The organism is Winogradskyella psychrotolerans (assembly GCF_018860545.1).
In the GTDB taxonomy this organism is placed as follows: domain Bacteria; phylum Bacteroidota; class Bacteroidia; order Flavobacteriales; family Flavobacteriaceae; genus Winogradskyella; species Winogradskyella psychrotolerans_A.
Genome location: NZ_JAHKPN010000002.1, coordinates 173,726 through 192,813 on the forward strand (window position 1 = coordinate 173,726; position 19,088 = coordinate 192,813).

Here is a 19,088-nt window from a genome sequence, read left to right on the forward strand (position 1 = left end):
AAATCCTCAATATTCTTGAATTATTTCTTAAAGTCTTAATTATTTGGGCCTATTTATTGAAAGATTCTAAAAAGTATATCATTGTATGTTAGGTCTTTACCTCATTATATTCAACTTTTTTAGAAATTAGTAATTAATCCTCGTTAACCACCTTTTCTACATCAAAAGGTTTACCTAAATACACTAATTTATAGTTTTGCCCAATATTATCATCCTTTGTATTATGCACTGAAATAATATGAAGTTCTCCCTCATCATCTTTTATAAACAATGGAATAATATACTGATCTTTACGTGCCATTTCTATAAGGCTTGTATAATGCGCAGCATCCTGGATTTCTATTTCTTGTATTGCAGGATATTTACGTGTAACCTCTGTTAGGTTAATATAATCATCAGTCGGAGAAAATAAGCCTTCTTTTGGACTGTTATCAGGATTATTCATTTCATCTGAAGTCACTAGTCTATACGAACCATTTTCACCAAATTCTTTGCTAAATTTCTCAATAACATAAGCATTAATATCGGAGTTTCCGGTCATTGCCATAATGTACCCAACATCATTTAATTCAATATTATCCGAAAGTGTATCTGCATAAATATTACTGCTTAAGGCTTCAAGTCCTAATTCTTCAGCCTTATCTATATTATTTTGATTGCTATCAATGAGGACCACATGCCTGCCATTATTTACTAAATAATGTCCTAACAATCGCGATAATTTTGAAGCTCCAACAATTAAAATCCCATTAGATTTAGTTAAAAATACCCCCACTAATCTTGCAAATAAACGTGCCGTTGTAGCATTTAATAAAACAGTTCCTAAAACGATCATAAAAACTAATGGAGTAATGTATTCTGCTCCTTCAACACCTTGCCTCATTAACTTACTTCCAAAAAGAGAAGCGATACCTGCGGCTACAATACCGCGAGGTCCAACCCAACTAATAAATAATTTTTCATTGAAGTTCAATTTAGAACCATGGGTACTAACAAATACCGCTATAGGTCTCACGACAAAAACAACGATAGCAAAAAGTATTGCTGTATCCCAGGTATATAGCAGTAGTAAATCTTCAATATCAATATTTGCTGCTAGTAGAATAAATAAAATAGAAATTAATAAGACACTCAGCGATTCTTTAAAATATAATAGCTCTTTTAAATTATCTAGCTTACTGTTTCCTAAAACCATTCCCATAACTACAACCGCAAGTAAACCAGATTCATGTGCAAATAATTCAGATTCAACAAACACCAATAATACCGTTGACAGCGATACGACATTTAATAAATAATGAGGTATCAGTTTTTTATTGATAGCAAAAGCTAAAGCATGTGCAAATGTGAATCCGAATGTGGTACCAAATAACACAATTTTACCAAATTCCATTAAAGCTGTTTTAGTAAAACCACTATCACCACCAACACTTATAAATTCAAACACTAAAACGGCCACTAAAGCTCCAATAGGATCGATAAGAATACCTTCCCATTTTAAAACCGTTGAAACATCCTTTTTAAGTGGAATATTTCGTAAAATAGGTGTAATTACGGTTGGTCCTGTTACGATGATCAGGCCTGCAAACAGAAACGACAAATCCCAACTTAAGTCAAACGTATAACGTGCCACAATCCCAGCACCAAAGAAGGTAATAGCAGAACCCACGGTAATTAGTTTGGTAATTACAGGTCCTACATTTTTTATTTCGGATCGCTTTAAAGTAAGCCCCCCTTCAAATAAAATAATACTTATGGCAAGTGACACAAAATAGTACAAACTATCTCCAGGAAATAAGCCTTTTGTGCCATTCCAAATCGGTTCTATCCACTTTGTTTTATCTTCACTTAAAAATTCCGCTGCAATCGGACCCACTAATAATCCTATCAGGATTAGGGGTAAAATAGCTGGAATTTTAAATTTCCAAGCCACCCATTGTGCTAATATCCCAAGGATTATAATTCCTGCTAATTCTAACATCGCTCTACATTTTGTGTGAAAATACTAAATTCTGCTTTTATAACTGGTTTTAATACATAACAACTCTCAATGTCTTTTATTTGAGATTGAATGTTAATTAAAATAGTTGTGATTAAAATAAAAGCCTACTTTTAATTTTAGCAATCAATAGGTCTAATCATCAGTGTCTTTAACTTCTTTTTCTTCAGATTTATAATACACCCGTTTTAAACTTTGCTTTAGGACTGTAAATCTATAAACTCCAATAATAAAAAAGACCACACTGAATATTACTGCTGTAAGGGCTAGATATTGAAAATTTGCAAATTCCTTAAGCTGGTATAAAGCAATAGCTCCCAGTAATAAATAGAGTGATGAACGAATGTAAGATAAAAGCGTACGTTCATTTGCCAATCGTGTGCGCTCTATGGCTAAATAATCTCGTAAAATAACTTGTTGATCAGGTTTAAAATCGCGACCAAAACGTAAGAGTTTAATTTTCTTAATTTTTAATGGTGATTTTGATATTCGTTTCATTGCTTCATTCATTTACATTCTAAAAGTAAATATTTTTTAGAATAGATAAGAGAATTTATAAGCCTAAATTGTTAAATATCCTCTAATTTATTAAGACTAACAACAATTAGTTTTAATGCTTTTATTACTTTGCAAAACTTTACAAATTTTTCGCAAATGCAATTATATCCTATACAATCTGGAAACTTTAAGCTCGATGGTGGAGCTATGTTTGGTGTGGTACCAAAATCGTTGTGGCAACGTACCAATCCTGCCGATACTAACAACATGATAGATATTGCCGCGCGTTGCTTATTAATTGAAGATGGTGATCGTCTTATTTTAGTTGATACTGGAATGGGTAACAAACAAAGCGACAAGTTCTTTGGGTACTATTTTCTATATGGAGATGACTCTATAGACAAGTCGTTGGCGTCTTATGGATTTCATCGTGATGACATTACAGATGTTTTTATGACGCATCTACATTTTGATCATTGTGGTGGGAGTATTCAATGGAACAAGGACCGAACAGGTTATGAACCTGCTTTTAAAAATGCACACTTTTGGAGTAATGCTGACCATTGGAAATGGGCAACAGAACCTAACAGACGTGAGGTGGCTTCGTTTTTAAAAGAGAATATTTTACCAATGGAAGACAGTGGACAATTAAAATTCACTTCCGTTCCTGATAACCCTATTTTAAAAAATTCTGATTTAGGCTTTGACATTTTCTTTGCCAATGGCCATACCGACAAACAAATGATTCCTATGATTAATTATAAAGGTAAAACCATTTGTTTTATGGCCGATTTATTACCAACTGTTGGTCATTTACCTATGCCTTTTGTTATGGGTTATGATACCAGACCCTTATTAACACTCAATGAAAAAGAACTGTTTTTAAATATGGCAGCAGACCAAAATTTCTATCTCTTTTTAGAACATGATGCGCATAACGAAATTATTACAGTTAAACACACTGAAAAAGGAGTGCGGCTTAACGAAACATTTACAACAAACGACCTATTTAACTAAAAGAATAAAACAACAATACATATAAAGATGAAATTTAATTACAGAATACTAACGATTTTAGGATTTGCTGGAACACTATTTGTAGGATGTGGTAGTACAGGAGCGATTCTTTCTACACCAATTGAAAACATAGATACAGCTCCTCTAAAAGTTACAGCGTTAACAGATGCTGAGGCTAAAAATTGGGGACATTTAGACCTTATAAATGATACTATTCCTGGAATGAGTGTGGATAAAGCTTATGCGGAAATCATTAAAAATAAAAAAGGTAAAAAAGTTATTGTTGCTGTAATTGATTCTGGAATTGATATTGATCATGAAGATTTAAGAAGTGTCGTTTGGACGAATGAAGATGAAAAACCAAACAACGGCATCGACGATGATAACAACGGTTATGTAGATGATATTCACGGGTGGAATTTCTTAGGAGATGGCTATGATGAGCAGTTAGAATATGTACGTCTCATAGCAAGTGGAGATACGTCTGACCCTCGTTATGCTGAAGCTGTTGAACTTCAAGAAAAAGAATACCAACAATATTTAGGTACAAAAACGAGATACGACCAAATTGGAGCTGCAGTCAAAGGTGCTCATGATACCTTAACAACACACTTTGGCAAAAGCGACTATACAATTGCAGAAGTTAACGCTATAGAAACTGAAGATGAAATGTTGAATCAGGCCGTTCAAATTGCCGTTCAAATGAATGCTAACGGTCTATCTTTAGCTGATGCTAATACTGAAATTAATAATGCACTAGAAAGTATTAATGAACGCTTAAATTACCATTTTAATATTGATTTTTCTGGTCGTACAACTGATGATGATATCAATGATTTATCTGATATTGGTTATGGAAATGGAAATGTAAAGCCTGTTAAAAAATCTGAATCTCACGGAACACACGTTGCAGGTATTATTGGTGCTGAGCGCAATAATGGTTTGGGTGCAAATGGTGTTGCAAATAATGTAGAAATTATGTCTATTAGAACGGTTCCAAATGGTGATGAATACGATAAAGATGTTGCATTAGCAATCCGTTATGCTGTAGATAATGGAGCTAAAGTCATAAACGGAAGTTTTGGAAAATCATTTTCTCCACATCCAGAATGGGTAAGAGATGCTATTAAATATGCTTCAGATAATGATGTTGTATTTGTACATGCTGCAGGTAACGACAGTAAAAATGTAGATGAAGGCGCTAATTTCCCAGATGATAATGTTGATTTTGTTGAAATATCTAATACTTATATTAGAGTAGGTTCATTAACTTCTAAATATGGTTCTAAAATCGTTTCAGGATTTTCAAATTATGGGAAAAAGAATGTGGACGTTTTTGCGCCAGGATCTGATATTTACTCTACGTTTCCAGAAAACGATTATAAAAGTATAAGTGGAACCTCTATGGCTTCACCTGCAGTTGCTGGTGTTGCAGCTTTAATACGTTCATATTATCCAAAATTAACCGCTGCTCAAGTGAAACAAGTAATATTAGCGTCTGGTTTACCTATTACAACAAAAGTTGTTGTCGGTGGAGACTCTTCTAACGTTAAATCATTTTCAGATCTATCTACAACAGGTAGAATCGTTAATGCTTATAATGCCTTAATAATGGCGTCCAAATTATAACCATCCTTTCGGATTAAATTAAATAATTGGGTTATTTAGATATACGAACTAAATAACCCAATTATATTTTAAAGTCTTTTAATTTTATATTTATAAAAAACAAATACTATGAAACGTTCTATTTTTAGTCTTTTTTTACTCATAATTCTTGTCTCTTGCGGGGCTACAGAACAGCCAAGTAAAGTCGTTAAAACATCAAATAAAACTACAAATAATTACTGGCAGCAACATGTAGATTATACCATGGAAATTGATATGGATGTCAATAACTATCAGTATAAAGGCAAGCAGAAATTGGTCTATACTAATAACTCACCAGATGTTATAAATCATGTGTATTACCATTTGTTTTTTAATGCCTTTCAACCTGGCAGTGAAATGGATGTGCGTTCACGTACCATTAGTGATCCAGATCCTAGAGTTGGAGATCGTATTAGTAAACTTCAACCTAATGAAATTGGCTATATTAAAGTAAACTCATTAACACAAAACGGAACGTCTGTGTCTTATGAAACTGTTGGAACTGTTTTAGAAGTACAATTAAGTCAACCGATTCAACCCGGTGAGTCAGTAACTTTTGATATGGGTTTTGATGCACAAGTTCCGGTTCAAATACGTAGATCAGGAAGAAATAATAAAGAAGGTGTTGCTTTATCGATGTCACAATGGTACCCAAAATTAGCAGAATATGATGATGAAGGTTGGCATGCAGATCCTTATATTGGAAGAGAGTTTCATGGGGTTTGGGGAGATTTTGATGTAAAATTAACTATAGATGAAGATTATATTGTTGGTGGCACAGGCTATCTTCAAGGAGAACCAACTGAAAAATCTGGTAAAAAAACGCATCATTTTAAAGCTCCTAAAGTGCATGATTTTACTTGGGCTGCAGATCCAGATTATATTCATGATACATTTCAAATGCCAAATGGTCCAACACTTAATTTCTACTATAAACGGACTTTGGATCAGCAATATTTAGACAATTGGAAAAAATTACAAGCCGATACTGCTTTGCTAATGGAGTTCTTTAATGAACATATTGGAAACTATCCATACGATCAGTATTCAGTCATTCAAGGTGGTGATGGAGGTATGGAATATGCCATGTCTACATTAATCACTGGTAAACGTAGCTATGGTAGTTTATTGGGTGTTACAGCACACGAGCTGGCACATACGTGGTTTCAATTTTTATTGGCGTCTAACGAGTCTAAACACGAATGGATGGATGAAGGCTACACAACGTATATTTCTAATTTAGCAATGAATGCGCTTAGTGAAAACAAAAAATCGAATCCACTTTCTGGTGCCTATAGAGGTTATATCGCATTAGCAAATTCTGGCGTTGAGCAACCATTAACCACACATTCTGATCGCTATGCCTTTAACAGAGCTTATGGAGCTGCAGCTTACAGTAAAGGAGCTGTGTTTTTAGCACAATTAGGGTATGTTATTGGTGAGGAAAACAGAGATAAAACGATTAAAACATATTTCGAAAATTTTAAATTTAAACATCCAAAACCATTTGATATTATTAGAACTGCAGAACGCATCACTGATTTTGAACTGGATTGGTATTTTATAGATTTTGCACAAACCACAAATACTATTGATTACGGTATTGCGTCTGTTGAAGGAACTTCAATCACATTAGAACGTATCGGTTTAATGCCAATGCCTATAGATTTAACGGTAACGTATACCGATGGAACGACTGAAGATTTTTATATTCCGCTACAAATGATGCGTGGAGAAAAGCCAACGACAGCAACGATTATTAATGATTGGGCTTGGGCAATACCAACGTATTCATTTAACGCTAAGAAAGCAGTAAAATCTGTTGAAATTGATAGTTCGCAGATGATGGCAGATGTGGATAGAACAAATAATGTGTTTACAAAATAATAAACACAAATAATATTAATGTATCAAAACCGCATCATGTTGATGCGGTTTTCTATTTTTGTTAAACCAGATAAATTAAACGTGAACTTCAAGTATTCAAAAAAAGATAAACTCAAAAGTAAAAAGCTCATAGAACAACTTTTTACCAATGGCAAAGCTGTTACCGCTTATCCGTTAAGATTAGTATATCTTAAAACCGAACATGACGATGGTTCACTATTAAAGACAGGCGTCTCCGTAAGTAAACGATTGCATAAAACGGCCGTTTCTAGAAATCAAATTAAACGCTTGCTCCGCGAAGCCTATAGACTGAATAAACCCTTATATTTTAACAATAGTTCTGAATCTTATGCGTTTATGATTTTGTACCTTAGTAAGGATGGAACAACTTTTGATAAACTAAATGAGAGTATGACATTATTGTTTCGGAAATTTACCGACAAAACCGCTACACATGAAAAAACTGCTACATAAAAAAATACTAATTCCTGTCTTTGCTGTGCTTATCTTTTTTGGTACTACAGCTTTTAAAAATGACTTTTTTGAAATTGCGAAACAAATAGAAATATTTACCACGCTATTTAAGGAAATTAACATGAATTATGTGGATGATACCAACCCAGGAGATTTAATGGACACGGCTATTAAAAGCATGTTAGATGATTTAGATCCCTATACACAGTTTTATAACGAACAAGACGTAGAAGCCTCTAGAATTAATAATGCCGGAGATTATACAGGTATCGGAGCAAAGGTTTTAACCTTAAAAGATAAATTAGTTATTGTAGAACCTTATAAAAATTATGCTGCCGATAAAGCCGGACTTAAAGCTGGTGATGAAATTATAAAGCTAGATAATATTACCATTAAGGATTATGAAAATGATGCCGCTAATATACTACGTGGTGCTGCTGGCACAGAAGTTTCTGTAACTTATAAACGTCAAGGTAAAATCAACACAGTCACTATTATAAGAGAATCTTTAGACATAAAAGCCGTTCCGCACTACTCTATGATCGATAAAAAAACGGGCTATGTGGTACTAAGAAAATTTAATGATAAAGCGTCTTCTGAAACGATTAGTGCTATTAAAGCCTTAAAAAATCAAGGCGCTACGCAATTAATATTAGATTTAAGAGGAAATCCTGGTGGTTTATTGCACGAAGCGGTTAACGTCACTAATATTTTTGTACCTAAAGATCAGTTAGTCGTAACGACTAAATCTAAAGTAAAAAAATACAATAAAACGTATTATACACAACGTGAAGCTGTAGATACTGAAATTCCATTGGTCGTTTTAATTGATGGTAAAAGTGCGTCGGCAAGCGAAATTGTTTCTGGTGCTTTACAAGATATGGATCGTGCAGTTGTGGTAGGAACAAGAAGTTTTGGAAAAGGTTTAGTTCAACGTCCAAAATCATTGACCTATGGTACACAAATGAAGATTACAATTTCTAGATATTACACACCATCTGGTCGTTGTATTCAGGCTTTAGATTACTGGAATCGTGATGAAAATGGCAAAGCCACCAGAACATCTCAAGAAAATTATAATGCTTTTAAAACCAGAAATGGACGCGATGTGTTTGATGGAGGCGGTGTAGAACCAGATGTTGAAGTTGAATTTTCTAAGCAAACACCTATTAGTAAAGCGATATCTAACGAAAATCTAGTCTTCAACTTTGCTACAGACTATTATTACGATCATCAAATTGAAGATTTAAAAGGCTTTTCACTTTCAGATTCCGACTTTAAAAAGTTTAAAAATTATATAAAATCTAGCGGTTTTAATTTTGAAACTAAAACAGAAATAGCGTTACATAATGCACTTATTGTAGCAAAAGAAGAAGCACTTGACAAAGAAATTAATTCAGAATATAACGCCTTAACTGAGGCCTTACAAGCGTATAAAACCAATGCGATTGACGATAATAAAACACAATTAAAATCATTACTAACAGACGAAATTATTAAGCGTTATTTTTACAGTGAAGGTTTATATACCTATTACACTGCTAATAATACAGAAATTAAAAAAGCTGTGAGCATTCTTAACAATCCTGCGCAATACGCAAGTATTTTGAGATAGCACTAAAATTATTTATATTTAACGTCATAACTATTTTCTCTAAGTAAGAAAATTATAATAGAAACATGAAACCCCTAATTATCCTTTTATGCCTATGTGTTCAACTTTCTTTTGCTCAAAAGGAATTGAAGCACGAAGTATATTTTGAAACTGACCAACACGATATTCCTGAAACTGAGCACAGTAGATTATTACTTTTCTTATCTAAAATTGAAGATGTTGATATAGAAAAAGTATCAATATACGGGTTTACAGATGATCGTGGTAGTGATAATTACAATCTTGTTTTATCGCAAAATCGTGCTGATGCCATAAAAGAAGTCTTTTCTAATAATGAATTTGATGAGTCTAAAATGACGAATGTCGATGGGAAAGGTAAAATTTTAGTTAATATTATTAAAGAAAATGACCTTAATAAAATACGTGGTTTAAACCGTAAAGTAGAAATTATTGTTACTCCTGTTTTTCCTCCGAAACCAGTTGTTGTTGTGGAAGAACCTAAAACAAATAAAACTGAAGATTTATTAAAAGGGGAATTAAAAGAAGGCGATAAAATTTTACTCGATAACTTATTATTTAGAACTGGGTATAGCTATTTAACCAAGGAATCTAAAGTGGTACTGGATAGAATTGCAGAAATTTTAGTAGAACGCACTAATGTATATTTTACTATTGAAGGCCATGTGTGCTGTACACAAGGTGAAAGAGATGCTATTGATCGTAAGACTAAAAAACGAAATCTCTCAGTGGCGCGCGCAAAATATATCTATGATTATTTAGTTGATAAAGGTGTAAAACATTACCGCATGAAATTTGCCGGTATGAGAAGAAAACAACCACTTGGAGGTGAACCAGAATTAGATAGACGTGTCGAAATTTTAGTCACTCGCATTTACGAAAAAAAATAATTAGGACTTAATCATATTAATATGCGGAATACCATCTTCTAGGTACTCCTCACCTACTTCATAAAATTCTAAATTATTATAAAACTGTTTCAAATACGTTTGTGCAGAAATTCTAATTATACGCTCATTATACTGCGATTTAATGGCTTTAATTGACGCCTTCATGATATCGTAACCATATTTAAATTTTCGTGCATTCTGTTGCACTACGACTCTACCAATGCTAGATTCTTCAAAATAATAACCTGGCTTAAAAATACGTGTATAAGCCACTAATTTGTCATCTTTATAACCCAAAATATGATGCGCTTTTTGATCCTTTCCGTCTATATCCTGGTATACACAATCTTGCTCAACCACAAAGACTTCACTTCGTAATTGAAGTAGATTATAAAGTTCTTGCGTTGTTAATTCGTTAAATTTTTTTGTTATGATATGTAGCATTAGTCTTGTACAATGACCTCTTTAGGATCTTCTTTATTAAACTCTGGTTGAATGGTAACATGGTTGATGTTGAATTCATCATGTAAGACCGTTTCAATATCTAAAAGTAAATCATTAAACGCAGTCGTAGAAATGTCTTCTGTTAAATCCAAATGGGCTTCTAAATGCAACTCATCGTCACTTAAATTCCAAATATGAACATGATGTAGTTTACTAACTTTAGGTAGTTTATTAACAGTTCTTACTACATCTTTAATATTAACAGTATCTGGTGTAAACAACATTAACATTTTAGTCGATATTTTTAATAAATCGTAACCCACCCAAATTAAATACAAAGCAATTAATAAAGTTAATAAGCTATCTACCCAAAATAATTGATAGTATTTCATTAATAACCCACCAATTAACACTGCTACACTTGCTAACATATCTGTAAGTAAATGCAAATAGGCAGACCGCATATTAATGTTATTTTTAGAATCTTTTCTTAATAACAAAACACTTAGACCGTTTCCTATAATTGCTAAAACAGCTAACCAAATCACTAAGCCAGATTCTATTTCTTGAGGATTATTAAAGCGTTTTACAGCTTCAAAAATTAAGATAATGGCGACAATAATAAGTGTACTAGCATTAATAAATGCTGCTAAAATTTCGGCACGTTTATAGCCAAAAGTTCTATTAATTGAGGCCTTTTGTTTTGATAATCGCGCAGCAACATAACTTACAATTAGAGAAATAACATCGCTAAAATTGTGTAAAGCGTCACTAAGTAATGATAAACTACCTGAAACTAATCCACCAACAACTTGTGCCACTGTAATGGCAATATTTAAAAATATAGAAATTAATAAATTACGACCATGAAGCTCGTTAGTGTGAGAATGGTTATGAGCATGTGAATGTCCCATCTAACATGATGCTGGAATCTTATCTACACGGTTTTGATGACGACCACCTTCAAACTCCGTTTCTAAAAAAGTATCTACCATTTTAATCGCTTGTGGAATAGACGTAAAACGTGCTGGAATACAAATAATATTAGCATTGTTATGCAAACGTGTTAATTCAGTGATTTCGTTAGTCCAGCACACACCTGCCCTTACATGCTGGTATTTATTAGCGGTCATGGCTACTCCATTTGCACTACCACAAATAAGAATACCAAAATCTACTTTTTTAGCTTCTACATCTTTAGCTACAGGGTGTACAAAATCTGGATAATCTACACTATCTAAACTATCGGTTCCATAATTAGTAATGGTATGTCCTTTAGCTTCTAAATGTTTTACGATAGCAAATTTGTAATCTGGTCCTGCGTGATCGTTTCCTATTGAGATGGTCATATTGTGTTGTGTTTTGTTATTAGACCTCAAAGTTAATAATTGCTTACAAGTAAGCATAACTTATAAGAACTTACTTATTCATAAATATTAGGTTTGTAGAAGACGTTTTTTTAATACGCAATTAACACTGTTCATAACTCTGAATAAAATGACCTTTAATTGTTAATAACTGTTCACAACTCTTTAAAATTAAAATTAGGATTATCCACATATTTTTACAAGCCAAAATAGAAAGTTAAAATCCTAATTAGTTAGCCATTTTTTTAAAATAAGTTATCAAACTAAAATTTTATGAAATGAACAGTATTTTTTAAAATACATATTAGTCAATTCTATTAACAATCGTTATTAACAGATGTTAATAGCTTTTTAAGGAAGCTTAAAAATGAAGCGATTAGATGTAAATTTAATGTTAACTAAAATGTTGTAAAATGTAAACTACGAAGAATCAAAATAAAACTTCAAAAAGTTATAGCCACTATTAACATCCTATAATAACCACTATTTATTTTTTTAAATTTTAAAAGAAAACTGATTATATGTATATATATGTTGATAACATCGTTTTTTTATCTTTATATATAGAAAATTCAGAATTGTTTATTTAAATATTATCTTGCTCTTATAATCACTTTAATCTAAATGATATGAAAAAATTATTACGCTTATTTATTTTAATTCCTTTTTTAAGTTTTGGGCAAGTGCAAATTGGGCAGGATATAGATGGTGAAGCATCAGAAGATTTTAGTGGTCATAGCGTTAGTTTATCCAATGATGGTAGTATTATTGCTATTGGTGCACCTTATAATGATGGAAATGGTTATCGTACTGGTCATGTACGAGTGTATGAAAATCAAAATGGTAGTTGGGTACAAATAGGCCAGGATATTGATGGTGAAGCAAATGCCGATTTTAGCGGCTATAGTGTCAGTTTATCTAGTGATGGTAGTATTGTAGCTATTGGTTCATCTAGTAATGATGGAAATGGTAATAGTTCTGGTCATGTACGCGTGTATGGAAATCAAAATGGTAGTTGGGTACAAGTAGGCCAAGATATTGATGGAGAAGCTGCATATGATGAAAGTGGAAAAAGTATCAGTTTATCAAGTGATGGTAGTATTATTGCTATTGGTGCATCGGAAAATAGTGGAAATGGTAATAGTTCAGGTCATGTACGAGTGTATGAAAATCAAAATGGTAGTTGGGTACAAGTAGGTCAAGATATAAATGGAGAAGCTGCATATGATGAAAGTGGAATAAGTGTCAGTTTATCAAGTGATGGTAGTATTGTAGCTATCGGTGCACCTTATAATGATGGAAATGCTAATAATTCAGGTCATGTACGTGTATTTGAGAATGTATCTGGTACTTGGATACAAGTAGGCCAAGATATTGATGGTGAAACCTTTGATGATGAAAGTGGTTGGAGTATCAGTTTATCAAGTGATGGCAGTATTATAGCTATTGGAGCACCTGAAAATAATGGAAATTACAATAATTCCGGTCATGTGCGCGTGTATGAAAATCAAAATGGTAGTTGGATACAAGTAGGCCAAGATATAGATGGTGAAGCTGCAGGAGATGCTAGTGGTTATAGTGTTAGTTTATCTGATGATGGTAATATTATCGCTATTGGTGCAGTTGGTAATGATGGAAATGATGAAAATGATGAAACTTTAAATCATTTAGGCCATGTACGTGTGTATTATAATGTATCTGATACATGGATACAATTAGGTCAAGATATGGATGGTGAAGCACATGCCGATTATAGCGGCTATAGTGTCAGTTTATCTAGTGATGGAAGTATTGTAGCTATTGGTGCACTATTTAATAATGACAATGGTCTTAATTCAGGCCACGTTCGTGTGTACGATTTAAGCACATTGTTGTCTACAAAAAGTTTTAAATTAGACTATTTCAAAATATATCCAAACCCAACAAAAAATCAATTCACCATTCAATTAGAAGATAGTACTGAATTGCAAAATGTAAAGATATACAACAACCTAGGGCAACTAGTATTAATATCTAATAAATCGATTATAAACTCTTCTAATCTAGCCTCTGGTCTATACCTAGTAGAAATAGAAACCAATAAAGGAAAAAGCTCTAAAAAGTTAATTATAGAATAGTATTATCAATATACATTTAATCAAAAGCGCTGTAAATTTTACAGCGCTTTCGCATTAATTTAACCTTCGCTAAACACCATTAAAAAATTAAAACGTAACTTTGTACTAAACTTGATAATAAATTAACTTGGTCACCTAGCATAGTCAAAGTGAAAATGTTAATCTCTCTTCGCCTTGTATTAAGTTTTAAATTAGAATTCCTATCACTTATAGGAAATGAATATGATTACAAATTAAATGACAAAAAAGAAAAAAAGGAAACCTTCACATAATAAGATTTCCAACCTTACAAATACAATTCTTAGTATTTTAAAAAAAGACAGAAACTCAACTTTTAACTATAAACAAATTGCTGCTAAACTTGGTGTTAACGATGCCAGTAGTCGCAATCAAATTATAAAGAAACTTCAACAACTCAAAGCAAAACAAGAGATTGAAGAAGTCGATCGCGGAAAGTTTAAAGCCATTGTTAACACTGAATATCATACAGGTATTTTGGACGTTGCTTCTAAAGGTAACGGTTATATTATTTCAGACGATTTTGAAGAGGATGTATTCATCGCTTCAAACAATATTAACAAAGCCTTAAATGGTGATGAAGTAGAATTCTACGCTTACAAACGAAAACATCGCGGCAAGCAAGAAGGTGAAATTACCAATATAATAAAGCGTGCAAAAACGGAATATGTTGGTACCATTCAAATTCATAATAAAAAGAATTTTGCCTTCGTTGTTGTAGATAGTAACAAAATGTACACTGACATTTTTGTACCTATCAACAAAATAAATAAGGCAGAAGATGGAGATAAAGTATTAGTATCTCTAGAAGATTGGCCAGAAAAAGCAGATTCACCCAATGGTAAAGTCGTTGAGGTATTAGGAAAGCCAGGAGAACATGGTACGGAGATTAATTCTATTATGGCAGAATATGGCCTACCAATGGAATTTCCTCACGAGGTGGAAGCTTACGCTAATAATTTAGATATTTCAATTAAACCTGAAGAAATTGCGAAACGTCGTGATATGCGTAAAGATTTAACCTTTACCATAGATCCTAAAGATGCTAAAGATTTTGATGATGCCTTATCCTTTAAAGTTTTAGATAATGGCTTATATGAGATCGGAATTCATATTGCTGATGTATCGCATTATTTGCAACCAGGAACTATTTTAGATGATGAGGCGTATGAGCGTGCCACCTCTATTTATTTGGTTGATAGGGTAGTGCCCATGTTACCAGAAGTTTTATCTAATGGAGCGTGTTCATTACGTCCGCACGAAGAGAAATATACCTTTTCTGCGGTATTTCATATGAATGAAAAATGTGAAATTAAAAAGGAATGGTTTGGTAGAACCGTGACCTATTCTGATGCCCGTTTTGCATATGAAGAAGCACAAGCCATTATTGAAAATAATGCGACGCTTAATGAGGTTGATGTATTAAAGCATAAAGAAAAAATAGATACAACAATTCCTACTGAAGTTTCATTAACAGGAGAAGAATATCAAACGTCTGTTGATGTGGCGCAAGCCACTATAAAAATGAACCAACTCGCTCGTAAAATGCGTTCAGCACGTATGCGAGACGGAGCGATTTCTTTTGATAAAGTAGAAGTGAAATTCGATTTAGACGCCGAAGCAAATCCGGTTGGAGTATTCTTTAAAACAAGTAAAGATGCTAATAAAATGATTGAAGAATTCATGTTATTAGCTAACAGAAAAGTTTCAGAATTTGTAGGAAAACAAAAACCTGAGAAAACTTTCGTTTATCGTGTTCACGATGAACCAGACGAATCTAAATTAGCACAACTTCAAACCGTTGTAGCACGTTTTGGACATAAACTAAACTTTAAAGATAAAGGTAGTATTGCATCCTCTTTAAATAATTTACTAAAGGATGTTGTTGGTAAAAAAGAACAGAATTTAGTAGATACCTTAACAATTCGTACCATGTCTAAAGCGGAATACACCACACACAATATCGGACATTACGGTTTGGCTTTTGAGTATTACAGTCACTTTACATCGCCAATTCGTCGTTATCCAGATGTGATGGCACATCGTTTATTACAGCAGTATTTAGATGGTGAAAAATCAGCGAATCAAGAGATTTACGAAGAAAAATGTAAGCATTCTAGTAATATGGAATACTTAGCCACTAAAGCTGAGCGCGATTCTATTAAATACATGCAGATTCGTTTTATGCAAGATCATGAAAACGAAGATTTTTTAGGTGTGATTTCTGGAGTTACCGATTGGGGAATTTATATAGAGATTATTGCTAATAAATGTGAAGGTATGGTAAGTGTGAGAGATATGAAAGACGATCACTACCAGTTTGACCAAGATCACTATGCTATGATCGGACAGAAATCAGGAACCATGTATCAGCTTGGTGATGAGGTTATTGTAAAGGTGAAAAATGCGGATTTAGCTAAGAAACATTTGGATTTTTATATGGTTGGTAAACCTGAAACTATTGATGAGTAACGAAGCTATCTGTAACATTATTTATAAAAATAAGTCTTATAATAAAACGTTTATCATATGATTCTTACAACCACTAATTCCATAGAAAATCATAACATTATAGATTATTTGGGGATAGTTACTGGTATTTCTTTTAATTCTACACATTCTTATAAAGGAAAAAGCATGTCTTTTAAGGATATGTTTAGTTCACAAAAATATTATGAAGCATACGCTAAAGGATTAGAACTTGTAAAAGAAGAAGCGTTTCAAAAACTTCAAGATAATGCAAAAGCTTTAGGTGCTAATGCCGTTGTGGGTGTTCAAATAGATATAGAAACACTAGCAACTACAAATACCTTAATTGTTTCAATTACTGGAACAGCTGTAAAAGTTGCTGTTTAAATATTATACACATGAAAACAAGTACAAAAGCTGGCCTATACGTTTTTTTAATATTTGCCGTTATTTATGTTATTGTAAGATTTAGCATACAAGCAATTTTTATAGATATTAACCAAATGGTTTTAGCTGTGGCTTCTGCCGTTATTACTGTTATTTTAACGCCTCAAAGACGTGTTGTAAAAAAACAATCTGGTGATGAAATTCAACTCAAATGGGTATTCAGTAAAAAGGTAATTGTTTTAAAATAAAGAAATTAAAATATGAAGTATATTATCCTAATTCTAGCATTTACATTCGCGATTTCTAGTGATGCACAAGAGTCTATTGAAAAACAAATAGGTGAATTTTCAACCGTTAAAGTCTTTGATTTAATTAATCTTAAGATGATGGAATCCGATGAAAATAAGGTGGTCATTTCAGGTAAAAATAGAAAGGATGTCGAAGTTGTAAATAACAACGGAACCCTTAAAATACGGATGAATCTCAGAGAAAGTTACGATGGTAATGATACGGTGGTTTTACTTTATTTTATAGCTGTAGATGAAATTGATGCTAATGAAGGAGCCAAGGTTACTGTAAACGATGCGCTTAAGCAATATGAACTCGATTTAAGAGTGCAAGAAGGAGCAGAGATTACAGCTGCGTTAGAAACAACCTACGCTAATTTAAGAGCCGTTACAGGTGGAATTATTAATGTTACAGGAAGTTCAAAACATCAAGATATTTCTATTTATACTGGAGGTAATGTAAATGCTAAAGCGTTTATTACTGAAAACGCTGAAGTGAGTATAAACGCTGGAGGTGAAGCTTATATACATGCTACAGTTTTAGCCAATGTAAGAATTAAGGCTGGTGGTAATGTTTATATTTATGGTGATCCAAAAGAGATAGACGAAAATACAATTCTTGGTGGACGAATAAAACGTATGTAATTTCCGTTGAGTTTCTTACATTTGTGTAAATCGCAAGTTTTACATGTTAGACGATATCTTAACAGCTATTCCCTTCGGAATAATTTTAGCCTTTACAATTGGACCAGTTTTTTTCGTATTACTCGAAACTAGTGCTACAAAAGGGTTTACTAGTGCTGTGCTATTTGATCTTGGTGTTATTTTCGCTGATATTGTATTTATTTTTGTCATTTTTAAAAGTACCGATTCGCTTTTAGAAAAAATAAAAGACGATCCAAAATTGTTGGTCTTTGGTGGGACTTTGTTGGTGATTTATGGACTTATTAGTTTTATAAAAACGTCTAAATCATTTCGTTCTATTGTAAGAGAACATCATAGAATTGAGTTACCTAAAAAAGATTATGGTAAGCTATTTATTAAAGGGTTTCTGCTCAATTTTATCAACATTGGTGTCTTATTAGGTTGGTTAGGTTTTATTGTTATTGGAACGTCTATTACAAGTTCTGAAAACGGTGTTTTTATCTTTATTGTAACCATGTTAATTTCTTATTTTTTAACGGATCTCGTTAAAATAGCGGCTGCCAAACGACTTAAAAATAAATTAACGCCACGCCGTATTTTTAAAACCAAAAAAATAGTGGCCTTAGTGATTTTAGTTTTTGGTATTATACTATTAAGTCAAGGACTTTTTCCGGATCTTTATGAAAAAGGGATTGAACAGATAGAGAATGTTAATCCGCTTGATTAATAACATCTATAAATGAATTCTAAAATCTTAACTTTTCCCTTACGTCTGGCCATTATTATCTTAATTTTTGGTGCCTTATTCAAAATTATGCATTGGCCTTTTTCATATAGTTTAATGTTGATTGGTGGATCTTCAGTTGGGTTGTTATATACTATTCGCTTTGTTTATAAAAAAGAGAAATCTATTTTAGATTATGCTAAATTGGCTATGATTTTAATTTGGGTTTTCAATTATTTAGCAAATGTATTTCAGATTTTTTATGTTCCATATATCTTTGAAATACTACTTTTTGTACTCTTTATTTATTGGTTTTATGTAGAAGGTATTTCGTATTTTAAAAATAGAACATTTAGGAAGCATAAATTTTTAAAAGCAGTCTACTATATTTTGATTGTATTAACAATTTTTACATTAGTATTCGGAATACTTTTTAAAATTCAACATTGGCCTTATGGACCGTTGTTGTTTACGTTTGGAGTGTTATTACTTAGTATTTTTTTAATTTTCGATTACATCATAGTCGATAGAAGAAATACGATACAACTAGAACAAGAGAATATAAAATAAAAAAAGAGATAC

At 32.5% G+C, this 19,088-nt stretch carries 18 protein-coding genes; 13 read left to right on the forward strand and 5 right to left on the reverse strand.

Annotation, left to right across the window (positions count from 1 at the left end; genetic code table 11):
• Nucleotides 1–133: 133 nt before the first annotated feature.
• Both KO515_RS00695 and KO515_RS00700 read right to left on the reverse strand, forming a co-directional pair.
• Complete coding sequence (locus tag KO515_RS00695) at nt 134–1,981, reverse strand: cation:proton antiporter (protein ID WP_215934458.1); 1,848 nt, start codon at nt 1,979–1,981, stop codon at nt 134–136.
• Nucleotides 1,982–2,134: 153 nt separating this feature from the next.
• Nucleotides 2,135–2,497, reverse strand: a complete 363-nt coding sequence (locus KO515_RS00700; RefSeq protein ID WP_252723741.1) for a DUF202 domain-containing protein — start codon at nt 2,495–2,497, stop codon at nt 2,135–2,137.
• Between the two features lie 156 nt (nt 2,498–2,653).
• Here KO515_RS00700 and KO515_RS00705 point away from each other — a divergent pair, with 156 nt between their 5' ends.
• From KO515_RS00705 to KO515_RS00730, 6 genes are all read left to right on the forward strand, one after another.
• On the forward strand, nt 2,654–3,514 hold the full coding sequence (locus KO515_RS00705; protein ID WP_215934459.1) for an MBL fold metallo-hydrolase: 861 nt from the start codon (nt 2,654–2,656) through the stop codon (nt 3,512–3,514).
• 27 nt (nt 3,515–3,541) lie between these two features.
• Entirely contained in the window at nt 3,542–5,143 is a 1,602-nt protein-coding gene (locus KO515_RS00710; RefSeq protein ID WP_215934460.1) for a S8 family peptidase, read from the forward strand.
• A gap of 108 nt (nt 5,144–5,251) precedes the next feature.
• Nucleotides 5,252–7,051, forward strand: a complete 1,800-nt coding sequence (locus tag KO515_RS00715; protein WP_215934461.1) for a M1 family metallopeptidase — start codon at nt 5,252–5,254, stop codon at nt 7,049–7,051.
• 81 nt (nt 7,052–7,132) lie between these two features.
• Complete coding sequence (gene rnpA / locus KO515_RS00720; protein WP_215934673.1) at nt 7,133–7,525, forward strand: ribonuclease P protein component; 393 nt, start codon at nt 7,133–7,135, stop codon at nt 7,523–7,525.
• Nucleotides 7,506–9,140: a S41 family peptidase gene (locus tag KO515_RS00725; protein WP_215934462.1), complete on the forward strand. Its 1,635-nt coding sequence runs from the start codon at nt 7,506–7,508 to the stop codon at nt 9,138–9,140. The genes rnpA and KO515_RS00725 overlap by 20 nt, the downstream gene beginning before the upstream one ends.
• Before the next feature lie 65 nt (nt 9,141–9,205).
• Entirely contained in the window at nt 9,206–10,048 is an 843-nt protein-coding gene (locus KO515_RS00730; protein ID WP_215934463.1) for an OmpA family protein, read from the forward strand.
• Here the strand turns inward: KO515_RS00730 and KO515_RS00735 are convergent, their stop codons facing one another.
• The 3 genes from KO515_RS00735 to rpiB are packed head-to-tail and all read right to left on the reverse strand — an operon-like array spanning nt 10,049 to nt 11,841.
• On the reverse strand, nt 10,049–10,492 hold the full coding sequence (locus KO515_RS00735) for a GNAT family N-acetyltransferase (RefSeq protein WP_215934464.1): 444 nt from the start codon (nt 10,490–10,492) through the stop codon (nt 10,049–10,051).
• On the reverse strand, nt 10,492–11,406 hold the full coding sequence (locus tag KO515_RS00740; protein WP_215934465.1) for a cation diffusion facilitator family transporter: 915 nt from the start codon (nt 11,404–11,406) through the stop codon (nt 10,492–10,494). Before KO515_RS00740 ends, KO515_RS00735 begins: the two co-directional genes overlap by 1 nt.
• Complete coding sequence (rpiB, locus tag KO515_RS00745; RefSeq protein WP_215934466.1) at nt 11,407–11,841, reverse strand: ribose 5-phosphate isomerase B; 435 nt, start codon at nt 11,839–11,841, stop codon at nt 11,407–11,409. It lies immediately after the preceding gene.
• 647 nt (nt 11,842–12,488) lie between these two features.
• Between rpiB and KO515_RS00750 the strand changes: the two genes are divergently transcribed.
• From KO515_RS00750 to KO515_RS00780, 7 genes are all read left to right on the forward strand, one after another.
• Nucleotides 12,489–13,976 carry a T9SS type A sorting domain-containing protein gene (locus tag KO515_RS00750; protein WP_215934467.1) on the forward strand — a complete coding sequence of 496 codons (1,488 nt, stop codon included), beginning with the start codon at nt 12,489–12,491 and terminating at the stop codon, nt 13,974–13,976.
• A 237-nt stretch (nt 13,977–14,213) separates the two neighbouring features.
• Entirely contained in the window at nt 14,214–16,466 is a 2,253-nt protein-coding gene (gene rnr, locus KO515_RS00755) for a ribonuclease R (RefSeq protein ID WP_215934468.1), read from the forward strand.
• Between the two features lie 57 nt (nt 16,467–16,523).
• Entirely contained in the window at nt 16,524–16,850 is a 327-nt protein-coding gene (locus KO515_RS00760) for a YbjQ family protein (RefSeq protein WP_215934469.1), read from the forward strand.
• A gap of 11 nt (nt 16,851–16,861) precedes the next feature.
• Nucleotides 16,862–17,098, forward strand: coding sequence for a hypothetical protein (locus tag KO515_RS00765; RefSeq protein ID WP_215934470.1), 237 nt, complete (start codon nt 16,862–16,864; stop codon nt 17,096–17,098).
• A 12-nt stretch (nt 17,099–17,110) separates the two neighbouring features.
• Nucleotides 17,111–17,782 carry a head GIN domain-containing protein gene (locus KO515_RS00770; protein WP_215934471.1) on the forward strand — a complete coding sequence of 224 codons (672 nt, stop codon included), beginning with the start codon at nt 17,111–17,113 and terminating at the stop codon, nt 17,780–17,782.
• A 43-nt stretch (nt 17,783–17,825) separates the two neighbouring features.
• Nucleotides 17,826–18,509 (forward strand): LysE family translocator, encoded by a 684-nt coding sequence (locus KO515_RS00775; RefSeq protein WP_092445859.1) that lies wholly within the window; start codon nt 17,826–17,828, stop codon nt 18,507–18,509.
• Nucleotides 18,510–18,521: 12 nt separating this feature from the next.
• Complete coding sequence (locus KO515_RS00780) at nt 18,522–19,076, forward strand: GldL-related protein (protein WP_215934472.1); 555 nt, start codon at nt 18,522–18,524, stop codon at nt 19,074–19,076.
• The last annotated feature ends 12 nt before the right edge of the window (nt 19,077–19,088 follow it).